Raw genomic sequence first — 19,446 nt, forward strand, 5'->3', positions numbered from 1 at the left:
TCGGCTGCCTTCTTCCAGGCAGCATAGGCTCCACAAGCGGCCGATCCCGGTCGGGGCGACCCGCGCACCGCCGAAATATTACTCGCCAGTACACCCAGTTCGTACCCGCTGAGCAAGCGCTTTGAACTGTGACCTTCGCAACGCAGCGTAACCGGAACTCGACGGCTTCGCAGGAGAGCCGGCCAGTGATCAATCCCGCAGGGCGGTGAACCGCCCCTGGTGGTAGAGCAACGGACGGCCCACGCCCTCGGGGTCGCCCAGGACGACTTCGGCCAGCACGATGCGGTGATCCCCGGCGGGCACGCGCGCGACGACACGGCACACCAGCCACGCGAGCACGTCGTCCAGGACGGGCACGCCCTCCGGGCCCTCCCGCCAGCCGGTCGGCGCGCCGAAGCGGTCGGCGCCGCTCCTGGAGAAGGTGGCGGCCAGCGCCTGCTGGTGCTCGCCGAGTATGTGCACGCCCACGTGCCCCGCCCGGGAGATCGCCGGCCAACTGGAGGCGCCGGTGCCGATGCCGAAGGACAGCAGCGGGGGCTCGGCGGAGACCGAGCTGAGGGAGGTGGCGGTGAAACCGACCGGACCGCTCTCACCGGAGGCCGTGATCACGGCGACTCCGGCCGCGTGCCGCCGGAAGACGGAGCGCAGGAGATCGGGGGAGGCGAGCTGAGGTGCGCCGAGGCCGGGCGGCGTGGCCGTCATCGAGTTGTCCTTCTGCGGGAAGTGGCGAGCCTGGCCGTGGGTGCTCAACGGGCCGGACAGCGCGGGCTCGCGGTACGGACCAGGTCGACGTGGGCCCGTCCGTGGAGAAGGGGTTCCTCAGGCATACGGTCAGGCTGACGATAGGTGGCGCGCACAGTCAAGTACGTTCCGGTATCTGGGAGATGCCTCACCGTCCCCCTCAGGAGGGTCACACCGCCTCCCCCAGGGCCGCGATGACGTCGGCCTTGCGGGGCTGCCCGGTGGCACGCCGGACGATACGGCCCTCGGCGTCGAGGACCAGGACGGTCGGGGTCTTGAGGATGTCGAGTTCGCGGACGAGGTCGAGGTGCGCCTCGGCGTCGATCTCGATGTGGGTGACTCCGGGCACCACCCCGGCCACCTCGCCGAGGACCCGACGGGTCGCCCGGCAGGGCGCGCAGAAGGCGCTGGAGAACTGCAGGAGCGTGGCCCGCTCACCGAGTTCGCCGCCGAGCCGGTCCGCCCCGAGCCGCTTGCCGTCGTCGCGCCCACGCACGCGTACCCTCCCGCTCCGCCGCCGCTCCAGCACTCCGTAGGCGCTCGCCGCCACGAGCACCGCCACGCACACCACCAGTCCGGTCATCAGCCGCTCCAGCGTTCATGAGACTGCAAAGATTCCCGGCCCCAGGAATCGTCACCGTTGCGGAATGCTTGATTCATGGACATCGACGCGAGGGGCCCGCGCTTCGGGGCCGCAGTGACGACCGTAGTACTCGCGGTCGTACTGATCACCGGCAGCACCTGGCTGCTGGCCTGGCAGACACTGGCGTTCGTGCTCGGCGCGGCGGGCGGCGTGGCGCGCTCGCCGTACGGCTGGGTGTTCCGCACCGTCGTACGGCCGCAGATCGGGCCGCCTGGCGAGTTCGAGGCGCCGGAGCCGCCGCGGTTCGCGCAGGCGGTGGGACTGCTGTTCGCGGGCTTCGGCCTCGTCGGCCTCACCCTGGGACCTGGCTGGCTGGGCCTCGCGGCGACCGGCGCGGCGCTGGCGGCCGCGTTCCTGAATGCCGCTTTCGGGTACTGCCTCGGCTGCGAGATGTACCTGGTCGTACGACGGGTCGCGGTTCGCGCGGAGTAAAGAAGACTTAAAAGGCCGAGGTGGATCAAGTGGGGTCGACGTGACGAGAATCTCGCCGCCGCCGGGCACCAGGGCTGGCTCCCCGGCCGTTCTTGGGGCACGATCTGCGAGATGCCGTAAACCTACGGCTGCGTAACTTTGTCGTCGGGAGCCCTTCCCCGGCAAAGAGAAGGAAGGGTTCGCCCCGCCCATGGCAGAGCTTGTCTACCGTCCCGCCGTCGGCCTCGCCCAGACGCTGTTCAAGGTCTGGGACCTCAAGATCGACTGCCAGGGGTCGGAGAACATCCCGCGCTCGGGCGGAGCCGTGCTGGTGAGCAATCACATCAGCTACCTCGACTTCATCTTCGACGGCCTGGCCGCGCTCCCGCAGAAACGTCTCGTTCGCTTCATGGCGAAGGAGGCCGTCTTCCGCCACAGGATCTCCGGTCCGCTGATGCGCGGCATGAAGCACATCCCGGTCGACCGCAACCAGGGCGAGACGGCGTACGCGCACGCGCTGGAGTCGCTGCGCTCCGGTGAGATCGTCGGGGTCTTCCCCGAGGCCACGATCTCGCAGTCGTTCACCCTGAAGAGCTTCAAGTCGGGTGCCGCCCGGATGGCCCAGGAGGCGGGCGTCCCGCTGATCCCGGTGGCCCTGTGGGGCACGCAGCGGCTGTGGACCAAGGGGCACCCGCGCAACTTCAAGCGCAGCCACACCCCGGTCACCATCCGCGTCGGCGAGGCCATCGAGGCCTCCCGCGACAAGTACGCGGGCGCCATCACCCGGCAACTGCGCGAGCGCGTCCAGGAACTCCTGGAGGCCGCTCAGCGCGCCTACCCGGTCCGCCCCAAGGACGCGAACGACACCTGGTGGATGCCGGCCCACCTGGGCGGCACGGCACCGACCCCGGAGCAGGTCCGCGAGGCCGAGGCACGCTGACGTCCGCTTGTCGGTACGTCTGTCGGGGTTGCCGGGGGCCGGGGTTCGTTTGCGTGACCCCGCGCCTCGGGCGTCCACGAGTGGTGGGTCCGCACCGCCTGTGGCGGGGTGATTGGCCACCGTGACCGTGCGGGGCGGCGGCGGGGGTGTTCACAGGGATGTGGGGAGCGTCTGCCAGAGGTGTGGGCGGTCCGTGGCGGCCTGGAGCGCGTTGAGGACGGCCGGGTGGGGTACGCCGTACAGGCGGGGGCAGTCCAGCTCGCCCGCCTCGGGGTCGGGCAGGAAGGCCAGTCGCTCGCCCTCCAGGGAGAAGCGCGCGTCCACGCCCGGCTTGTTGCCGCGCGGATCCTGGCGGTGCCAGGCCCCGTTGAAGCGCACGGCGACGAGTCCGTGGACGGCGTACCCGTCGCCCTCGTCGTGCGCGAGCCGCTGGTAGCACAGCGCGGTCGGGATGTCCTCGGCGCGCAGCAGGGCGGCCAGCGCGTGGGCCTTGGCGTAGCAGATGCCCGTCCCCCGCTCCAGCACGTCCGAGGCGCGCCAGGTCACGCGCGGGTCGCCGACGTCCTGCGAGTGGGGAATGGCGTCGCGGACGAACTCGAACGCCAGGCGTGCATAGACATACGAGTCCGCCGCGTCCTCCGCGAGACGTGCCGCCGTGGCCCGCACCAGCGGATGATGGTGGTCGATGACCTCGTCAGCGGCCAGATATACGGACAGGTCGGGGTTCTCCTGGATCAGCTCCATGGCCGCAGAGCATAGGGAAACGACCATCTGAGAGTCAATTAATTTACGAGTGACCGCATATCTATGCACATCGCGCAGTGCGCGCTGCACGGTGCCGCTAGCCCGCCATCTCCTCCTTGACCGCCGCCACGAACGCGTCGACGTCCTCCTCGGTCGTGTCGAACGCGCACATCCAGCGCACGTCCCCCGCCGCCTCGTCCCAGAAGTAGAACCGGAACCGCTTCTGCAGCCGCACGCTCACGTCGTGCGGGAGCCGGGCGAAGACCCCGTTGGCCTGGACCGGGTGGAGGATCTCCACGCCGTGCACGGCCCGCACGCCCTCCGCCAGCCGCTGGGCCATCTCGTTGGCGTGGCGGGCGTTGCGCAGCCACAGGTCCTTGGCGAGCAGCGCCTCCAACTGCACCGACACGAAGCGCATCTTGGAGGCGAGCTGCATGGACAGCTTGCGCAGGTGCTTCATGTGGCGGACGGCGTCCTGGTCGATGACGACAACCGCCTCCCCGAACAGCGCCCCGTTCTTCGTGCCGCCCAGGGAGAGGATGTCGACGCCGACCGCGTTGGTGAACGTCCGCATCGGGACGTCCAGGGAGGCGGCCGCGTTGGCTATGCGGGAGCCGTCCAGGTGGACCTTCATGCCGTGCGCGTGGGCGTGGTCGCAGATCGCGCGGATCTCGTCCGGCGTGTAGAGGGTGCCGAGCTCCGTGCTCTGGGTGATCGAGACGACCTGCGGCATCGCGCGGTGCTCGTCGTCCCAGCCCCAGGCCTGCCTGTCGATCAGCTCGGGCGTCAGCTTGCCGTCAGGCGTCGGGACGGTGAGCAGCTTCAGGCCGCCCATGCGCTCGGGCGCGCCGCCCTCGTCGACGTTGATGTGGGCGCTCTCGGCGCAGATCACCGCTCCCCAGCGGTCGGTGACCGCCTGGAGCGCGAGGACGTTGGCGCCGGTGCCGTTGAAGACCGGGAAGGCTTCCGCCGAGGCCCCGAAGTGGCTCCGGATGATTCCCTGGAGGTTCTCGGTGTAGTCGTCCTCGCCGTACGCCACCTGGTGGCCGCCGTTGGCCAGGGCCAGGGCGGCCATCACCTCCGGGTGGGCTCCGGCGTAGTTGTCGCTGGCGAAACCGCGCACTTCGGGGTCGTGATGGCGACGAGCCTGCGTGAAAGCGGTCTTCGGGGGGTTCACGGCTGGTCGGTGAGCCACAGACGCTGTCCGTTCGCTTCGGGGGCGGACTTCTCCCAGACTCCGGCGATGGCCTCGGCCAGGTCGTTGACGTCGGTGAAGCCCGCGAACTTCGCGTTGGGTCGATCGGCGCGCATCGCGTCGTGCACCAGCGCCTTCACCACCAGGATGGCAGCCGCCGACGTGGGTCCTTCGGCGCCCCCGGCCTTGTGGAAGGCGTCGGCGAGCGCGAGCGTCCAGGCCTCGGCGGCCGCCTTGGCGGCGGCGTAGGCTGCGTTGCCCGCGGTGGGCTTGGAGGCGCCGGCCGCGCTGATCAGCACATACCGGCCGCGCTCGCTGCGCTGCAGGCCCTCGAAGAAGGCCAGCGAGGTGTGCTGCACGGTCTTGACGAGCAGCAGCTCCAGGAAGTCCCAGTCGTCGAGGCTCGTCTTGACGAACGTCTCGCTGCCGCGCCAGCCGCCCACGAGGTGGACCAGGCCGTCGACGCGGCCGAAGTCGTTCTCGATGCGGGCGGCCCACTCCTGCGTCGACTTCAGGTCCAGCAGATCGACGGTGTCGCCGGTGACGCTGGCGCCGCCGGCCTCGTAGCGCGCGTGGTCGACGGCCTCCGCCAGGCGCTCGGGGTCGTTGTCCGAGCCGACGACGGTCGCGCCCTGCCGGGCGAGCTTGAGCAGTGCCGCCCGGCCGGCGGGTCCGCCCGCACCGGCCACCGCGATCACCGCACCGCTGAGAGCACCGTTCCCCATGGTCTTCGCCTCCTGAGCAGTGTTCTGCTCGGCAGCGTTCTGCGGAGCAGTGTTCTCGGTTCGCAGGTCGCTCACGCGGCGATCCGCTCGGCAGCGTCCCCCGTGATGCCCCGGGTCGAGGCGATCACGGTCTTCAGTTTCTTGGACAGTGCCTCATAGAACATGCTCAGCGGAAACTCGTCCGGAAGCACGTCATCCACGAGTCTGCGCGGCGGCTGGGACAGGTCCAGGGCGTCGGGACCCTTGGCCCACTTGGAGCCCGGGTGCGGGGCGAGGTAGGTGGAGACCAGCTCGTAGGCCTTGAACCAGTGGACGAGCTTGGGGCGGTCGATGCCGGCGCGGTAGAGGTCCTCGATCTCGGCGCACAGCCGGTTGGTGACCTCGGGGGCGCGCTGCCAGTCGATGTGCAGCTTGTTGTCGGTCCAGCGGACGACGTCGTGCTTGTGCAGGTAGGCGAAGAGGAGCTGGCCGCCGAGGCCGTCGTAGTTGCGCACGCGCTCGCCGGTGACCGGGAAGCGGAACATGCGGTCGAAGAGCACCGCGTACTGCACGTCACGGGCCTGCGGGACGTCGACGCCGTCCGACTCCAGTTTCACGGCCTCCTTGAAGGCGGTGAGGTCGCAGCGCAGCTCCTCCAGGCCGTACATCCAGAACGGCTGGCGCTGCTTGATCATGAACGGGTCGAAGGGCAGGTCGCCGTGACTGTGGGTGCGGTCGTGGACCATGTCCCACAGGACGAAGGCCTCCTCGCAGCGCTTCTGGTCGTGGACCATGGCGGCGATGTCCTCGGGCAGCTCCATGCCCAGGATGCCGACGGCGGCGTCGGTGACGCGGCGGAAGCGGGCGGCTTCGCGGTCGCAGAAGATGCCACCCCAGGAGAAACGTTCCGGCGCTTCGCGGACGGCGATGGTCTCCGGGAAGAGGACGGCTGAGTTGGTGTCGTACCCGGCCGTGAAGTCCTCGAAGGTGATGCCGCAGAAGAGCGGGTTGTCGTATCGGGTGCGCTCCAGCTCGGCCAGCCACTCCGGCCAGACCATGCGCAGGACGACGGCTTCCAGGTTGCGGTCCGGGTTGCCGTTCTGCGTGTACATCGGGAAGACGACCAGATGCTGGAGCCCGTCCGCACGGCCGGCGGCCGGCTGGAAGGCGAGCAGCGAGTCGAGGAAGTCCGGCACCTCGAAGCCGCCGTCGGCCCAGGTCCGCAGGTCGGCCGCCAGGGCCCGGTGGTAGTCGGCGTCGTGCGGGAGCAGCGGGGACAGCTCCGCGACGGCCTCGATCACGCGCCGGACGGCCTGCTCGGCGTCCGTGCGCTCCGGTGCGCCCTCGGCCGCGAAGTCGATCGATCCGTCCTTCGCCTGCCAGGGCCGGATCCGCTCCACGGCATCCTTGAGCACGCGCCACGCCGGGTGCTCCACCACCCTGCTCGCCGGAGGAACCCGCTCCTCCGTAGCTGCCCGCACAAGAATTTCCGTCATGTCCCATCCTCCACTGGAGAACCTCGCGTCAGGACACCGTATGCATATGAGGTTTCCTCCAGCAAGTGGATCCTCGGGAGATTATCCTGTGCGTTCGCATCTTCACCGCACTTTTTCCTGTCTGACATCGAAGGAGCGAATACTTCCGCTTCGACTGGGTACTGGCCGGCACCGCGCGCACATCGTGGCGGGCTGGCATGCCTACACGTGTCCCCGGCGGGCAGGGGTCGTTAGGCTGCGAGCTCTCCGCCCGCCCCCGCCGTCGACGGAAACGAGTCCCGTCTTGAACTTCCTCACCATCGGTCACCGCGGAATCATGGGTGTCGAGCCCGAGAACACCCTGCGCTCCTTCGTCGCCGCCGAGCAGGCCGGTCTCGACGTCATCGAACTCGACCTGCACCTGAGCAAGGACGGCGCGCTGGTGGTCATGCACGACCCCGACGTGGACCGTACGACCGACGGGACCGGGCCCATCGCCGACCAGACGCTCGCCGAGCTGCGCACCCTCGACGCGGGCCGAGGGGAGCGCGTCCCGTTCTTCGAGGAGGTCCTGGACGCCGTACAGGTACCGCTCCAGGCCGAGATCAAGGACGTACAGGCGGCACGGGCGCTGGCCGAGGTGATGCTCGCACGGGACCTGGTGGAACGGGTGGAGGTGTCCTCCTTCCACGACGAGGCCGTCGCCGAGATGGCACGACTGGTCCCCGGGGTGCGCACCGCGCTCATCGGCAGCCGCTACGGCCTCGACATCGCGGACCGGGCCGTGGACGCCGGCGCCGCGACGGTCTGCCTGAACCTGCGGCGCCTCAACCTGGAGACCGTCGAGGAGGCGCGCAAGCGGGACCTGCGGATCATCGGCTGGGTGGTCAACACACAGGATCAGCTACGGCTCGTCCGCGCCCTGGAGCTGGACGGCGCGACCACCGACTACCCGGAGATCAGGCGCACGGGCCGCTTCACGGCGTGAGCGGGCGTGCGCGTGTGTGAGCGGACTCGGGGGCGAGGTGGGGTCGGGCGGGGGTCCGGGTCGGGGCGAGGGGCGGGCGTGGGGGTTGGGGGCGGGCTCAGGTCGCCGACGGCTTGGCCAACCGCTAGACCAACGGCTTGACCAGCAGCTCGAACTGGAGATCGTCGCGCTGCGGGATGCCGAAGCGCTCGTCGCCGTACGGGAAGGGGGTCATGCGTCCCGTACGGCGGTAGCCGCGACGCTCGTACCAGGCGATGAGGTCGTCGCGTACGGAGATCACGGTCATGTGCATCTCGGTGACGCCCCAGTCCTCGCGGGCCTGCCGCTCGGCGTGCGCCATGACCGTCTTGCCGAGGCCTGCCCCCTGCACCGTCGGACTGACCGCGAACATGCCGAAGTAGGCGTGGTCGCCGCGGTGTTCGAGCTGACAGCAGGCGACGATCCGGCCGTCCTGCTCGACGGCGACCAGCCGGCTGTCCGGCGCCTTGATGACCGCGAGCACGCCGTCGGGGTCGGTCCGCTGCCCCTGGAGGATGTCCGCCTCGGTCGTCCACCCGGCCCGGCTGGAGTCCCCGCGGTAGGCGGACTCCACGAGCGCGACGAGGGCGTCCACGTCGGCGTGGGTGGCGTCGCGGAAGGTGTATTCGGGGGCGGCGGTGTCGGTGTCCGCGCCCATCCCCATGTTGATGTCCGTATCCGTGTACGTATCCGTGTACGTATCCGTGTACGTATCCGTGTCCGTGTCCGTGTCCATGCGGTCCATGCGGGCGTTCTCCGGTCTCTGACGCGGCGGCGACACGGACGAGCCTAGCTCTGCCCTGACCGGGCGGGGCGGGTCCGGTGGATGCAGTCACGGGCAGGCAGCAGCGACCTGCTGCATGGTCCGGTGGACGACAGCCCCTAAGCTCCGGATGCATGGTTCACGTACTCAGCAGCAGGACCCTTCTCCGCCCGACCGACCCCGAGCGCACCCGGACCTTCTACGGGGAGCAGCTGGGGCTGGCCGTCTACCGCGAGTTCGGTACGGGGTCGGAGCGTGGGGTCGTCTACTTCCTCGGCGGCGGTTTCCTGGAGGTCTCGGGCCGGTCGCCGACCCCGCCGGACCCTGCCGTACGGCTGTGGCTACAGGTGCCGGACGTCGCAGCGGCGCACGAAGAGCTGCGGGCGAAGGGGGTCGAGATCGTCCGACCGCCGGTGAAGGAGCCGTGGGGCCTGCTCGAGATGTGGATCAAGGATCCGGACGGAACACCGATCGTCCTGGTGGAGGTCCCGGCAGACCATCCGATCCGGTACCGCCCGGGGATCTGAGGGTGCTTCCCCGCCGTGCGCCCGCCCTGCTGGGCCGCGCGCCCGGGAACGCCGGTCCGTGTTCGAGGGTGGCGGTGGTCACCGGATGCCGTGGTGCGGGGTGAGGTTTAGCGTGCTGGAAGGGGTTCCTGTTGTCTTCGGAAGGAACGCCATGAAGCTCGACGCGCCCGTGCCCGGCGGGCCCTGCTGGGCGGAGCTGGGGACCAGTGACCTGGAGGCGGCGAAGCGGTTCTACGCGGAGCTGTTCGGATGGCGTGCGGAGACGGATCCGCGGCAGGAGGCGGGCGGCTACACGGTCGCGCACCTCGGCGAGGCGGCCGTCGCCGCGCTCACTCCCCTCTACCAGGAGGCACAGCCGTGCGCCTGGAACGTGTCGTTCGCGGTGACCGACGCGGATGTCAGCGCGCGGCTGCTCACCGAGGCCGGCGGCAAGGTGCTGGTCGGCCCGATGGACATCTTCGACGTGGGTCGTTTCGTGGTCGCCCTCGATCCGGGCGGCGCCGCGTTCCAGTTGTGGCAGGCGCGGGCCTTCCCCGGCGCCGGGCTGTTCAACGCGCCCGGCTCGCTCGGCTGGGTCGAACTGCTGACCCGCGATCCCGACCGGGCGGAGACCTTTTACACCACCGTGTTCGGCTGGACCGTCAACTCCTCGGAGAACTACGTGCAGTGGGGCGTCGGCGGTGCGGACTTCGGCGGCATGGTCACGATGGACGAGAAGTTCCCGCCCGAGGTGCCGCCGCACTGGCTGCCGTACTTCGCGGTGACCGACGTGGACGCGTCCACGCAGACGGCGGTCGGTGCGGGCGGCACCACGCTCATGGAGCCGGCCTCGGTACCGCACGGTCCGCGGATCGCCGTGCTGCGGGACCCGCCGGGCGCGGTGTTCGGCGTGTACCGGGCGGGAGACGAGGGGTGATCCTCGACTTCGACAGGTTTGCACGCCAGGTGCCGTGACGGGGCTGGGGCGTGGACTGGACGGCGCTCAAACCCGCAGCGTCCGCATGTGTTCCTCCAGTCTGCTCAGCAACTCGCCGAGCAGATCGGCCAGTTCGTCTTGACGGTCGCCGTCCAGGGCGGACAGTACGGCGCTCTCGTAGGCGAGTTGCTCGGGCAGGATGCCGTCGACGAGGTCACGTCCGGCGTCCGTGAGGCGGAGGTGGGCGACGCGGCGGTCGCGGGCGTCGCCGCGGCGCTCCACCAGACCGCGCTCGGCGAGCTGCTTGAGACGCTTGGTGACGGCCGCCCCGGAGGAGAAGGTCTCGCGGGCCAGTTCGCCGGGGGTCAGCTCGTGGCCGGTGCGGCGCAGCGCGCAGAGCAGGTCGAATTCGGGGCGGCTCAGGCCGGTTCGCCGCAGGGGCGCGTCCTCGGTCTGCTGGAGGAGGGCGGCGCAGCGGTTGACGCGGCCGATGATCTCCATGGGCCCGGTGTCGAGCTCGGGCCGCACGGCCTGCCACTGCCGTACGACGCCCGCGACCGTGTCACTCCTCGCCGGGGCACCGACACCCGCCCGGTCACCGGGTTCCAGCCGGTCACCAGGTTCCAGCCGGTCGTCACGGTCCGACTGGCCGGCGCTGCCCGTCGGGTCGACACTCCCCGGCCCGTCACCGTCACTCGGTCGGTCACCGCTGCCCGTCCGGTCGCCGCTGGTCTTCGGATCGGTGGCGGCGGGCCGTTTCTGCGGGGCTTCGCCGGTCGTCGGTTCGTCGGATCCTTCCTGTGTCCCGTTCCCGGTCGCCGCCCGTCCCTGCGTCGCCGTCATCGCCGCGCGTCCTCCGCTTTCGTGCTCGCGTCCCGGTCCAGGAGCAGCCCCGGCGCCGTACCGTCGCCGCGAGCGTACGGTGTCCGGGCTGCTCGGCCGTCACGACCCGCTCTTCGAGGAGCGCCCGCTGCCACCACTCGCCGGATTCGAGGCATGCTGATCAATTCAGCCAGTGTTTTACCTGTGAACGATTCCCCATCGCACCCTCGCCACCTGCCGTGCTCCGTCGAATGCTCCCCGTGTACACCCTTGCGCCCGCGTGCGCGCGGCATGGCGTGGGCATCGCATCCCTCGATCGCGAACGTCGAGCGGGGAGGTGCGCGTGCACGGACCGGCTTCGCCCGGCTGGCTGCTGGTCGCGCTGTGTGCGGCGACCGGGGCCTACTGCCTGCTGCGGATGCGCAGCGGAGTCGAGGAACAGCGCAGGGCCGCGGGCGGCGAGGCGCTGATGGGTTTCGGGATGGCCGCGATGGCCGTACCCCCGGCCGTGTTCACCCCGCCGGCGTGGGCCTGGCCGGCGTTCGCGGCGGTATTCGGCGCGGCCGGGCTGCGGTCCCTGTGGGCGGCCCGCACGAGCACTCACCACCTGCACCACCTGGTGGGGACCGGGGCCATGGTCTACATGGCGGCCGTGATGGCCGCCTCGCCCGCATCCGCACACGCCCACGGGCACGCGCACGGCGGCTCGGGGGTCCCGCTGCTGACGGGCGTGCTGCTGCTGTACTTCACCGGGTACATCCTGCTCTCCGGGGTCCGGCTGCTGCCGGTGGCCGGGGTGGGCGGAGCGGCCGTCGCCTGGAGCGACCGGCCTGAGGTGGCGCGCGCGTGCCGGCTGTCGATGGGCATCGGGATGCTCGCCATGCTGCTGACGATGTGACCCCAACTCCCGGACGGGCGGCGGGAGTCCCCAGGCACCGACCGCCGCCGCGGCCCGCGCCGCCCATGTCACCCGCGCCGCCCGGCTTCGATCCACGACACCCGGACGTGGCCTACGTCACTTCGCCGTAACAAGTCGTACCCCTGAGCGGTACGCCGCTCATAGGGTGCTGTCCATGATGGTCCCCGCGGTCCTGCTGCTGCTCGCTGCCCTGACCGCCGTCGTCGCCCCCCGGCTGATCGCCCGGGCCGACTGGCCGGACCGCGAACCGGTGCTCGCCCTGTGGGCGTGGCAGTGCGCGGTGGCGACGGTCCTGCTGTGCTGTGCGCTGTCGATGACGCTCAGTGCGGCGGCGGCCTGGCACGCGGTGCGCGGGCACGTCTTCGCACCGGCTCCTCAGGGGGTCGTGGAGGCGTACACGCTGGATGCGACGGGCCCTTGGGCGGCGGCGACCGCGGTGCTGCTCGCCTGCGGCGGGTTGTGGAGCGGGGCGATGCTCGTACGGGAGGTGCTGCGCAGCCGGGCCCGAGCCCGGTCCCGGCGCGCCGAACTCCGGCTGCGCGCACCGCTGTTGCCGGGCGAGGAGACCGCGACGGGTCGGCTGCTCGTACTGGAGGGTGAGCGCCCCGACGCCTGGTGGCTGACCGGCGCAGAGCCCCAACTCGTCGTCACGACAGCCGCGTTGCGGCGTCTGAAGGGCCGTCAGCTCGATGCGGTGCTCGCGCACGAGCAGGGGCACGCCCAGGCGCGGCACGACTGGCTGCTGCACTGCTCGACGGCGCTGGCCACGGGATTCCCGCAGGTCCCGGTGTTCGCCGCGTTCCGCGACGAGATGCACCGGCTGGTCGAGTTGTCCGCCGACGACATGGCGTCCCGCCGCTTCGGCCGCCTGACGACCGCGCTGGCGCTGGTGGAACTCAACGAGGACCGCGGCGTGTTCGGCCCCTCCCCCGCCCCGCAGGCCCATCTCCCGCAGCGCGTCCACCGGTTGCTCACCCCGCCCGACCGGCTCACCGTGGCCCGCAGACTGCGCCTGACGGCGGCGGCCTCGCTCGTGCCGGTGATTCCGGTACTGGTGGCACTGGTGCCCGGACTGCACGCACTGGGCTGAGCACCCACCCCACCGATCCGGACCCGCCGTCCGGGGACCTGAAGAGCAATCCCGTAGCCAGGACAAGCCACCCGAGCCAGGAGAGCCCAGCCCAGCCGAACCCCACTCCAAAGCGGGGCGGGACGAGCCACCCCGGAACCGACAGCCGGCCTGGGACCGGACAGCCACCCCACCCCAGTCCCAGCACAACCGCCCCAGGCCCAGGACAACCGCCCCACCGGAACATGCCCCAAAGATCAGGACGAGCCACCACGAGCCCGGGCAAGCCACCCCGGGTTCGCCTCCCGCCCCACCGTTGGGCGAGGATCACACCATGCACAACCCGCCCGTCGACTCCCCGCCCCGCCCCGGCCCCCACCCCCGCGCCCTGCCCACGGCCGTCTGTAGCGCCCTGGTCCTTGGACTGAGCTCCGTCCTGCTCCTCGTCCTGGTCTGGGCCGAGTGGCATCCCCTGATCTCGCTCGACGGCGACATCTCCCGCGCCACTCACCGCTGGGCCGTCGCCGACCCCGACGTCACCCAGGTCTGCCGCATCCTCACGGACTGGGTCTGGGACCCCCTGACCATGCGCCTGCTCGGCGCAGCGGTGGCCGTGTGGCTGGTGTGGCGGCACGCGGCCTGGTGGACGGCCGGGTGGCTGGTCGTCACGTCGGCGCTGGGCACGCTGATCCAGCAGGGCCTCAAGGCCGCGGTGGGCCGCGCCCGCCCGGTCTGGCCCGACCCGGTCGACTCCGCTCACTACGCGGCGTACCCCTCCGGGCACGCACTGACCGCCACCGTGATGTTCGGCCTCCTGCTGTGGCTGCTGCACCGGCACGGCGTCGGCCCCGTCGTGTGGCGTACGGCGGTGGCGGTTGCGGTGGTCTCCGTGGCGGGCGTGGGACTGACCCGGATCTGGCTGGGCGTCCACTGGCCCTCGGACGTCCTGGGCGGCTGGCTGCTCGGCTCGATGCTGGTGGCACTGGCAATCGCGGCACACCAACGATGGCGACCCTGACAGTGCCGCGCCGACGGACGGGCCGGCGAGCGGACGGCGGGGCGGCGGCGCTGGGCTGCGCGGTGCACTTCGTGGACCATCTGCCGACGGACGAGCGTCCGCACGGGCTGCGACCGGTGCTGGACCTGGTGGGCCTCGAAGGCTGATCTGCCGCCCCTGTCGACGGTAGCCTCAGGCCACCATTGCGGGAAAAGCGCGCCCACTCTGGACGATCCCCCGCGTCGCCCAGAGCAGGCGGCAGCCCGGTCCCTCCGTACGGAGTCGACCGGGACTCCCTGAGTATAGTTGGCTGCCAGCCAGTCAACCCAGGAGTTACAGGATGTGCCCGCGCAGCGCCTCGGTCAATGAAGAATTGCGGCGGCGTTCCCGGGAGCGGCTTCTGCAGGCGGCGGTGGAGCTCGTGAGCGAGCGCGGGTACGAGGCGACGACCCTCGCCGACATCGCGGACCGGGCCGGTTCGGCGCGCGGTCTGGTGTCGTACTACTTCCCCGGCAAGCGGCAGCTCGTGCAGTCGGCCGTGCACCGGCTGATGCACCGCACGCTGGAGGAGGCGCTGGAGCGGGAGCCGTACACCGAGGACGGCCGGGAGCGGATGGCGCGGGCCATCGACGCGATCATGGGGCTGGCCCGGGACCGTACGGTGCTGATGCGCCAGCACATGGCGGGGCTGTTGCAGGCCGAGGGCTTCGTGCAGTGTCCGGAGCAGCAGCGGCTGGCCGAGCTGCTGCGGGACACCGCGGCCCGGCACGGGTCGCAGGACCTCGACCACGACTACCCGATGCTGCGCTCCCAACTGATGGGCGCCGTCTACGCGTTGGTGCTGCCGAACGTGCCCCTGCCGTACACGACCCTGCGCGCCGAACTGTTCGCGCGCTACCGGCTCGACTGGGAGCAGGGGGTCCCGCCGGACGCCGAGGCGCCCGGCGGGAGAGGTGACACGGACACCGATCTGTCGCGCTTCTTCGCGACCGACCCGCCGGCCGGAGATCAGCCCCCACGGGACCGGCCTCACGCGGATCAGCCTCACGCGGATCAGCCTCCCGGAGATCGGCCTCCCGGGGATCGGCCCCCGGGGATCAGTCGAAGTAATCCGGCTGGGTCTGGACGTTGAGCTCGCGCAGATGGACCCGCTTCGCCGGATCCGTGCGCCGGTCGCTGAGCTTCAGCACGTCGAAGCCCTTGGCTATGTCGTTGGAGTAGATGTAGCCGTTGTAGTAGTACGCCGACCAGGAGCCGCCGACCTGCAGCGTGTCCGTGCTCAGCGGACCGCGCTCGAAGTAGGCGATCTCCTTCGGCTTCGACGAGTCGGTGAAGTCCCAGACGGAGACGCCGCCTTGGTACCAGGCCTGGACCATGATGTCCTTGCCCTTGACCGGGATCAGCGAGCCGTTGTGGGCGACGCAGTTCTCCGTGTCGGCCTGGTGGCGGGGGATCTTGTAGTAGTTGCGGAAGACGAGCTTGCGCTTGTCGCCCTTGCCGACGATGTCGTAGATGCCGTCGGCGCCGCGGTTCGGGCCGACGGCCGCGTTGCAGGTGGCCGCACCGCCGCCGCCCAGCTCATCGGTGAAGACGACCTTGTTCGCCTTCTGGTTGAAGGTCGCCGAGTGCCAGAACGCGAAGTTCACGTTGTCCTGGACCCGGTCGATGACCTTCGGGCGCTCCGGGTCCTTGATCGAGAACAGGATGCCGTCGCCCATGCAGGCGCCGGCCGCCAGTTCCTTCTCCGGCAGGACGGTGATGTCGTGGCAGCCGGTGGTCTTGGAGGCGCCGGGGTTCGTGGGAGTGCCGGGGTTGCCGCCGCCGTCCGGACCCTCACCCGGGAAGAGGACGGGGAAGCCCACGAGCGCGGCCTTCTCCGGCGCGTTGCGCGGCACCTTGATGACCGAGATGCCGTCGTGCGGGGGCTGGCAGTCGGGGTAGGCGGCGTTCGGCGAGTACGAGGAGACGTAGACGTAGACGTTCTTGCGCTCGGGCACCAGGGTGTGGGTGTGCGAGCCGCAGGCGGTCTCCACGGCGGCGACGTACTTCGGGTTCGCCTTGTCGCTGATGTCGAAGACCTTCATGCCCTCCCAGGAGGACTTCTCGGTCACCGGCTGCGTGGTGCTGTTGCAACTGCTGTCGCTGCGCGAGGAGTCGGTCGACAGGAAGAGCAGGTTGCCCGAGACGGAGATGTCGTTCTGCGAGCCGGGGCAGAGCACCTGGGCCACGGTCCTCGGGGACTTCGGGTTGCTGATGTCGAAGATGCGGAAGCCGTCGTAGTTGCCGGAGAAGGCGTACTTGCCCTGGAAGGCCAGGTCCGAGTTGGTGCCGGGCAGGGCATCCTTGGGGATGTTCGTCAGGTGATCGATGTTGGCGGAGTGGACGATCTCGTCCTTCCCGGGTATCTCGCCCTCGGCGATCGCCTCGGCCGCCTCGGCCTGGACGCCCTGGGACACCTCGCGCTGCACTGCCGGGCCGTCCCCCGGGTCCGGGGTCGCGACCGCCGGTGCCGCCGTCAGGAGCGTGGCCAGGAGTCCGGCGCCCGCGGCTGCGACTCCCAGCCGTCTGCGGCGTGTTCGGGGATCGTTCAACAGGGTCACTGCATCCTCCCTCGTCGCCGTTCGCACAGGAACGGTTCACGGTGCTCCGAAGTATCGTCTTCATCATGCACATATCAAGGGTTGGCAACGCACTCGTAACGAGTCTTTCTGCTCAACAGCTCGGCCAGTGATGCGAAGATCCCTACGAGCGCGGGACCCCCGTCCCCAACTCACCTGCCTCAGGAGGTCGTTGTGCTCGTCCGTCGCCGCGTGCCCCTCGCCGCAGCCTCGCTGCTGCTCGCACTCGCCCTCACGGGCTGCGACTCCGAGGAGGACACCAAGTCGGGTGCGGCAAGCGGGCCTTCGGTGATCGCACCGGGCAAGCCGGGCGAGGCGAACCGGACCCTCTCCGCCCAGGACGCCGCCGAACAGCGCGTCGACGACGACACGCCCAACTCGGCCGATGTCTCGTACGCGCAGATGATGATCGAGCATCACACCCAGGCGCTGGAGATGGCCGAACTCGCCCCGAAACAGGCCGAGTCGACGACCGTCAAGGGGCTCGCGGCGCGGATCGGCGCCGGGCAGGGGCCGGAGATCGAGGCCATGAAGGCCTGGCTCACGACCTACGGCGAGGAGACGGCGAGCAGCGGGCACGCGCACACGGTGATGCCCGGAATGGCGACCGAGGCACAGCTCACCAAGCTGCGCGCGGCGCGCGGCAAGGCGTTCGACGCGCTCTTCCTCACGCTGATGATCACCCACCACGAGGGCGCCCTCACCATGGCCGCGAAGGTCAAGGCGGAGGGCAACAACGTGCGGATCGAGGAGATGGCGGACGACGTGGTCGCGCAGCAGACGAGCGAGATCACGCGGATGCGCGGAATGCAGTAGCCCCCCTCCCCTTCCCAACTCCCCCCGGCCTCCCCGGCCTGCCCACAACAGACCGCGTCAGTGGCCGAGTCAGCGCCGCGTGTGACGTGGTGTCAGATACCCCGCGTCCCGCGCCTGCGCGATCAGTCTCAGCGACCGGCGTCGGCTGTGCCCGTCGCGCACATGACCGTCTCGCCGTCGTCGGCCAGATCAGCTACGGGCCCCAGGGAGCGACTCACACCGTCGTCCTGGGGCCTTTCCATGCCCCGCTGAAGCTCAGGCGACGAGGACCGCTTCCGGGACGCTCTGACGCGCCCCTGCACGGCCGCCCGTGAGGCTGGCCGGAACTTCGCCTGGGACACGAAGACGGGCAAGGGACAGGGCCGTTTCATGCTGGTCCCCGCGTTCATGAAGCCCCGCGACGCGTACGACTTCTACCGCGGCCAGGATGTCGCCGAGACGGCCTTCCAGGCGGTCGAGTATCTCGCTCTGCACGTCGGGCCGTCATGCGCCTGCGGCCTGCAAGGAATGATCCGCTGCCGCTGGTGCGGCGGCGAGTACGAGCGTCACTGCCCCCTGCACGAGGAGGGCGCGCGGGTACATCAGTGCCGTCCCACGACCTGGAGATCGGAGCACCATGCAGGACGGAGCCGCACGAGGAGAAGAGGCCGGAGCCTGGCTCAGAGAGAACCTCAAGGACAAGCCCGACCCGAAGGTTCAGTATCGAATGGACGGCCCGTCCGGAGACGGACGACGCGGGCTTCGCCCGCTTCCTCTCCGCGCTGTTCACGCCTATCCCTGACGGACCGGAGGCATAGGATGCCCGCCACATGGGTGATCCCGGGAGCGTTTCTGAGGCCCTCCCGGGATCACGTCCGCCAGTCGCGAAGGAACTGACATGACCCAGGCTCTCATGAGCAGCATCGACGTAGTCCAGCGGGCCGTAACGGCCCAGCTCCGTGCCGTCAGCTACCTCCGGGTGTCGACAGAGGAGCAGACCAAGGGCTACGGCATCGCCTACACCGACAAGAAGACGACGGCGCACATGCGGCGCAAGGGCTGGGCCCACGTCGGCACCTTCGCGGACGAAGGCGAATCGGGCACGCTTCCCTGGCAGCAGCGCCCGGACGCGAAGCGCCTGATGGATCTGACGGACGAGCTGTGGGGGCAGGTCTCCCGGAGCATGCCGCCGTTCCAGGTGCGCAAGAACAGCCTGGACCCGCGAGCGGTCGTCGAAGCGGTTCTCTACAAGCTGCGCACGGGTACTGGTTGGGAATCCCTGCCGGACCGCTTCCCGGCGGGCCCGTCCGTACAGGCACGAGTGAAGGCGTGGATCAAGTCCGGCGCCTGGGTGCAGATGATGGAGCCGCTGCTCTCCCCGGACGCGAAGCGCTTCGAGCGCCCGCTTCTTCCCGCGCTCAAGGTGACCGGGGAGCTGGACCCGAACCTGTCCGTCTTGCTGGACGGGAGGCAACATTATGGATCTTGATTCGGGGAAGCACTCGCGACGATGACCGAGACGACCGGTGACCTCATCGCGGTCGGTGAGATGACAGGCCGCGAGATCGAGCCGCGCACCCTCTCCGACGGCCTGCGCGCGGACGGCCTGTCGACCGTCCTCGGCGGTGTCTTCAACACGTTCCCGTACACGGCGTACGCGCAGAACGTCGGCCTGGTGGGCATGACCCGGGTGCGCAGCCGCTGGGTCGTCGCCACCGCGGGCGGCATCCTCGTCCTGCTGGGCCTGCTGCCCAAGCTCGGCGCTGTGGTCGCGGCCGTTCCGGCACCGGTGCTGGGCGGTGCCGGGCTGGTCATGTTCGGGACGGTGGCCGCGAGCGGGCTGCGCACTCTGGCCGGCGTCGACTTCAAGGACAACCACAACCTGACGGTGGTCGCCGTCTCGGTCGCGATGGGCGTCCTGCCGGTCGGCGTGCCGACGATCTACGAGAAGTTCCCCGACTGGTTCCAGACAGTCATGAACAGCGGCATCAGCGCGGGCTGCGTCACAGCGATCACCCTCAACCTGCTTGTCAACCACCTTCCCTCGACGGCGGGTTCGGCACCGCAGCCGATCGCCCCGTCGGGCGGCCGGGTATGCCGACCGCCCTCGGAAACCTGAGGCCCGCGGAACCTCACCCCGATCGTGGCCTCAACTCTTCGT

At 70.2% G+C, this 19,446-nt stretch carries 20 protein-coding genes and 3 pseudogenes; 13 read left to right on the forward strand and 10 right to left on the reverse strand.

Annotation, left to right across the window (positions count from 1 at the left end):
* Positions 1-189: 189 nt before the first annotated feature.
* Both OG352_RS03120 and OG352_RS03125 read right to left on the reverse strand, forming a co-directional pair.
* Complete coding sequence (locus OG352_RS03120) at positions 190-702, reverse strand: flavin reductase family protein (protein ID WP_329214073.1); 513 nt, start codon at positions 700-702, stop codon at positions 190-192.
* A 208-nt stretch (positions 703-910) separates the two neighbouring features.
* Positions 911-1,324 (reverse strand): TlpA family protein disulfide reductase, encoded by a 414-nt coding sequence (locus OG352_RS03125; protein WP_329214075.1) that lies wholly within the window; start codon positions 1,322-1,324, stop codon positions 911-913.
* Between the two features lie 75 nt (positions 1,325-1,399).
* On the opposite strand from OG352_RS03125, the gene OG352_RS03130 reads away from it, so the two are divergent.
* Both OG352_RS03130 and OG352_RS03135 read left to right on the forward strand, forming a co-directional pair.
* Entirely contained in the window at positions 1,400-1,816 is a 417-nt protein-coding gene (locus OG352_RS03130; RefSeq protein ID WP_329214076.1) for a DUF4395 domain-containing protein, read from the forward strand.
* A gap of 190 nt (positions 1,817-2,006) precedes the next feature.
* Positions 2,007-2,735, forward strand: a complete 729-nt coding sequence (locus tag OG352_RS03135; protein ID WP_329214078.1) for a lysophospholipid acyltransferase family protein — start codon at positions 2,007-2,009, stop codon at positions 2,733-2,735.
* A 150-nt stretch (positions 2,736-2,885) separates the two neighbouring features.
* On the opposite strand, the gene OG352_RS03140 is transcribed toward OG352_RS03135, so the two are convergent.
* The 4 genes from OG352_RS03140 to OG352_RS03155 form a co-directional block, all read right to left on the reverse strand.
* Positions 2,886-3,479 (reverse strand): transglutaminase domain-containing protein, encoded by a 594-nt coding sequence (locus tag OG352_RS03140; protein ID WP_329214080.1) that lies wholly within the window; start codon positions 3,477-3,479, stop codon positions 2,886-2,888.
* Between the two features lie 97 nt (positions 3,480-3,576).
* Positions 3,577-4,656 (reverse strand): threonine aldolase family protein, encoded by a 1,080-nt coding sequence (locus OG352_RS03145; RefSeq protein WP_329214082.1) that lies wholly within the window; start codon positions 4,654-4,656, stop codon positions 3,577-3,579.
* Complete coding sequence (locus tag OG352_RS03150; RefSeq protein ID WP_329223683.1) at positions 4,653-5,399, reverse strand: SDR family NAD(P)-dependent oxidoreductase; 747 nt, start codon at positions 5,397-5,399, stop codon at positions 4,653-4,655. Before OG352_RS03150 ends, OG352_RS03145 begins: the two co-directional genes overlap by 4 nt.
* A gap of 71 nt (positions 5,400-5,470) precedes the next feature.
* Positions 5,471-6,874 (reverse strand): DUF6421 family protein, encoded by a 1,404-nt coding sequence (locus tag OG352_RS03155; protein ID WP_329214084.1) that lies wholly within the window; start codon positions 6,872-6,874, stop codon positions 5,471-5,473.
* Positions 6,875-7,157: 283 nt separating this feature from the next.
* Here OG352_RS03155 and OG352_RS03160 point away from each other — a divergent pair, with 283 nt between their 5' ends.
* Positions 7,158-7,841 carry a glycerophosphodiester phosphodiesterase gene (locus tag OG352_RS03160; RefSeq protein ID WP_329214086.1) on the forward strand — a complete coding sequence of 228 codons (684 nt, stop codon included), beginning with the start codon at positions 7,158-7,160 and terminating at the stop codon, positions 7,839-7,841.
* Positions 7,842-7,965: 124 nt separating this feature from the next.
* Here OG352_RS03160 and OG352_RS03165 read toward each other — a convergent pair whose 3' ends face one another.
* Positions 7,966-8,517 carry a GNAT family N-acetyltransferase gene (locus OG352_RS03165; protein WP_329223685.1) on the reverse strand — a complete coding sequence of 184 codons (552 nt, stop codon included), beginning with the start codon at positions 8,515-8,517 and terminating at the stop codon, positions 7,966-7,968.
* 239 nt (positions 8,518-8,756) lie between these two features.
* On the opposite strand from OG352_RS03165, the gene OG352_RS03170 reads away from it, so the two are divergent.
* Together OG352_RS03170 and OG352_RS03175 are read left to right on the forward strand one after the other, a co-directional pair.
* Positions 8,757-9,149, forward strand: a complete 393-nt coding sequence (locus tag OG352_RS03170) for a VOC family protein (protein WP_329214088.1) — start codon at positions 8,757-8,759, stop codon at positions 9,147-9,149.
* Between the two features lie 151 nt (positions 9,150-9,300).
* Entirely contained in the window at positions 9,301-10,065 is a 765-nt protein-coding gene (locus OG352_RS03175; protein WP_329214090.1) for a VOC family protein, read from the forward strand.
* Positions 10,066-10,131: 66 nt separating this feature from the next.
* Here the strand turns inward: OG352_RS03175 and OG352_RS03180 are convergent, their stop codons facing one another.
* On the reverse strand, positions 10,132-10,692 hold the full coding sequence (locus OG352_RS03180) for a MarR family winged helix-turn-helix transcriptional regulator (protein ID WP_443072472.1): 561 nt from the start codon (positions 10,690-10,692) through the stop codon (positions 10,132-10,134).
* Positions 10,693-11,230: 538 nt separating this feature from the next.
* On the opposite strand from OG352_RS03180, the gene OG352_RS03185 reads away from it, so the two are divergent.
* The 5 genes and pseudogenes from OG352_RS03185 to OG352_RS03205 all read left to right on the forward strand — a co-directional run bounded on the left by OG352_RS03185 (position 11,231) and on the right by OG352_RS03205 (position 15,004).
* The gene (locus OG352_RS03185) at positions 11,231-11,785 is read left to right on the forward strand and encodes a DUF5134 domain-containing protein (RefSeq protein WP_329214092.1); all 555 of its coding nucleotides are present in this window, start codon (positions 11,231-11,233) and stop codon (positions 11,783-11,785) included.
* A 175-nt stretch (positions 11,786-11,960) separates the two neighbouring features.
* Positions 11,961-12,896 (forward strand): M56 family metallopeptidase, encoded by a 936-nt coding sequence (locus OG352_RS03190; RefSeq protein ID WP_329214094.1) that lies wholly within the window; start codon positions 11,961-11,963, stop codon positions 12,894-12,896.
* Positions 12,897-13,209: 313 nt separating this feature from the next.
* Entirely contained in the window at positions 13,210-13,893 is a 684-nt protein-coding gene (locus tag OG352_RS03195) for a phosphatase PAP2 family protein (protein WP_329214096.1), read from the forward strand.
* A gap of 23 nt (positions 13,894-13,916) precedes the next feature.
* Positions 13,917-14,039, forward strand: a pseudogene (locus OG352_RS03200) (hydrolase); the annotation flags it as partial.
* Between the two features lie 173 nt (positions 14,040-14,212).
* On the forward strand, positions 14,213-15,004 hold the full coding sequence (locus tag OG352_RS03205) for a TetR/AcrR family transcriptional regulator (RefSeq protein WP_329214098.1): 792 nt from the start codon (positions 14,213-14,215) through the stop codon (positions 15,002-15,004).
* On the opposite strand, the gene OG352_RS03210 is transcribed toward OG352_RS03205, so the two are convergent.
* Positions 14,970-16,472, reverse strand: coding sequence for an LVIVD repeat-containing protein (locus OG352_RS03210; protein WP_329214100.1), 1,503 nt, complete (start codon positions 16,470-16,472; stop codon positions 14,970-14,972). The two genes, OG352_RS03205 and OG352_RS03210, sit on opposite strands and share 35 nt — an antisense overlap.
* A gap of 192 nt (positions 16,473-16,664) precedes the next feature.
* On the opposite strand from OG352_RS03210, the gene OG352_RS03215 reads away from it, so the two are divergent.
* Positions 16,665-17,306: a DUF305 domain-containing protein gene (locus tag OG352_RS03215; RefSeq protein ID WP_329214102.1), complete on the forward strand. Its 642-nt coding sequence runs from the start codon at positions 16,665-16,667 to the stop codon at positions 17,304-17,306.
* 69 nt (positions 17,307-17,375) lie between these two features.
* On the opposite strand, the pseudogene OG352_RS03220 reads toward OG352_RS03215, so the two are convergent.
* Positions 17,376-17,459, reverse strand: a pseudogene (locus OG352_RS03220) (DUF6214 family protein); the annotation flags it as partial.
* Positions 17,460-18,183: 724 nt separating this feature from the next.
* Between OG352_RS03220 and OG352_RS03225 the strand changes: the two are divergent.
* Positions 18,184-18,774, forward strand: coding sequence for a transposase (locus OG352_RS03225; RefSeq protein ID WP_329214104.1), 591 nt, complete (start codon positions 18,184-18,186; stop codon positions 18,772-18,774).
* Between the two features lie 9 nt (positions 18,775-18,783).
* A pseudogene (locus OG352_RS03230) lies at positions 18,784-19,404 on the forward strand (solute carrier family 23 protein); the annotation flags it as partial.
* Between the last annotated feature and the right edge of the window lie 42 nt (positions 19,405-19,446).

This window comes from Streptomyces sp. NBC_01485 (genome assembly GCF_036227125.1).
Lineage (GTDB): Bacteria > Actinomycetota > Actinomycetes > Streptomycetales > Streptomycetaceae > Streptomyces.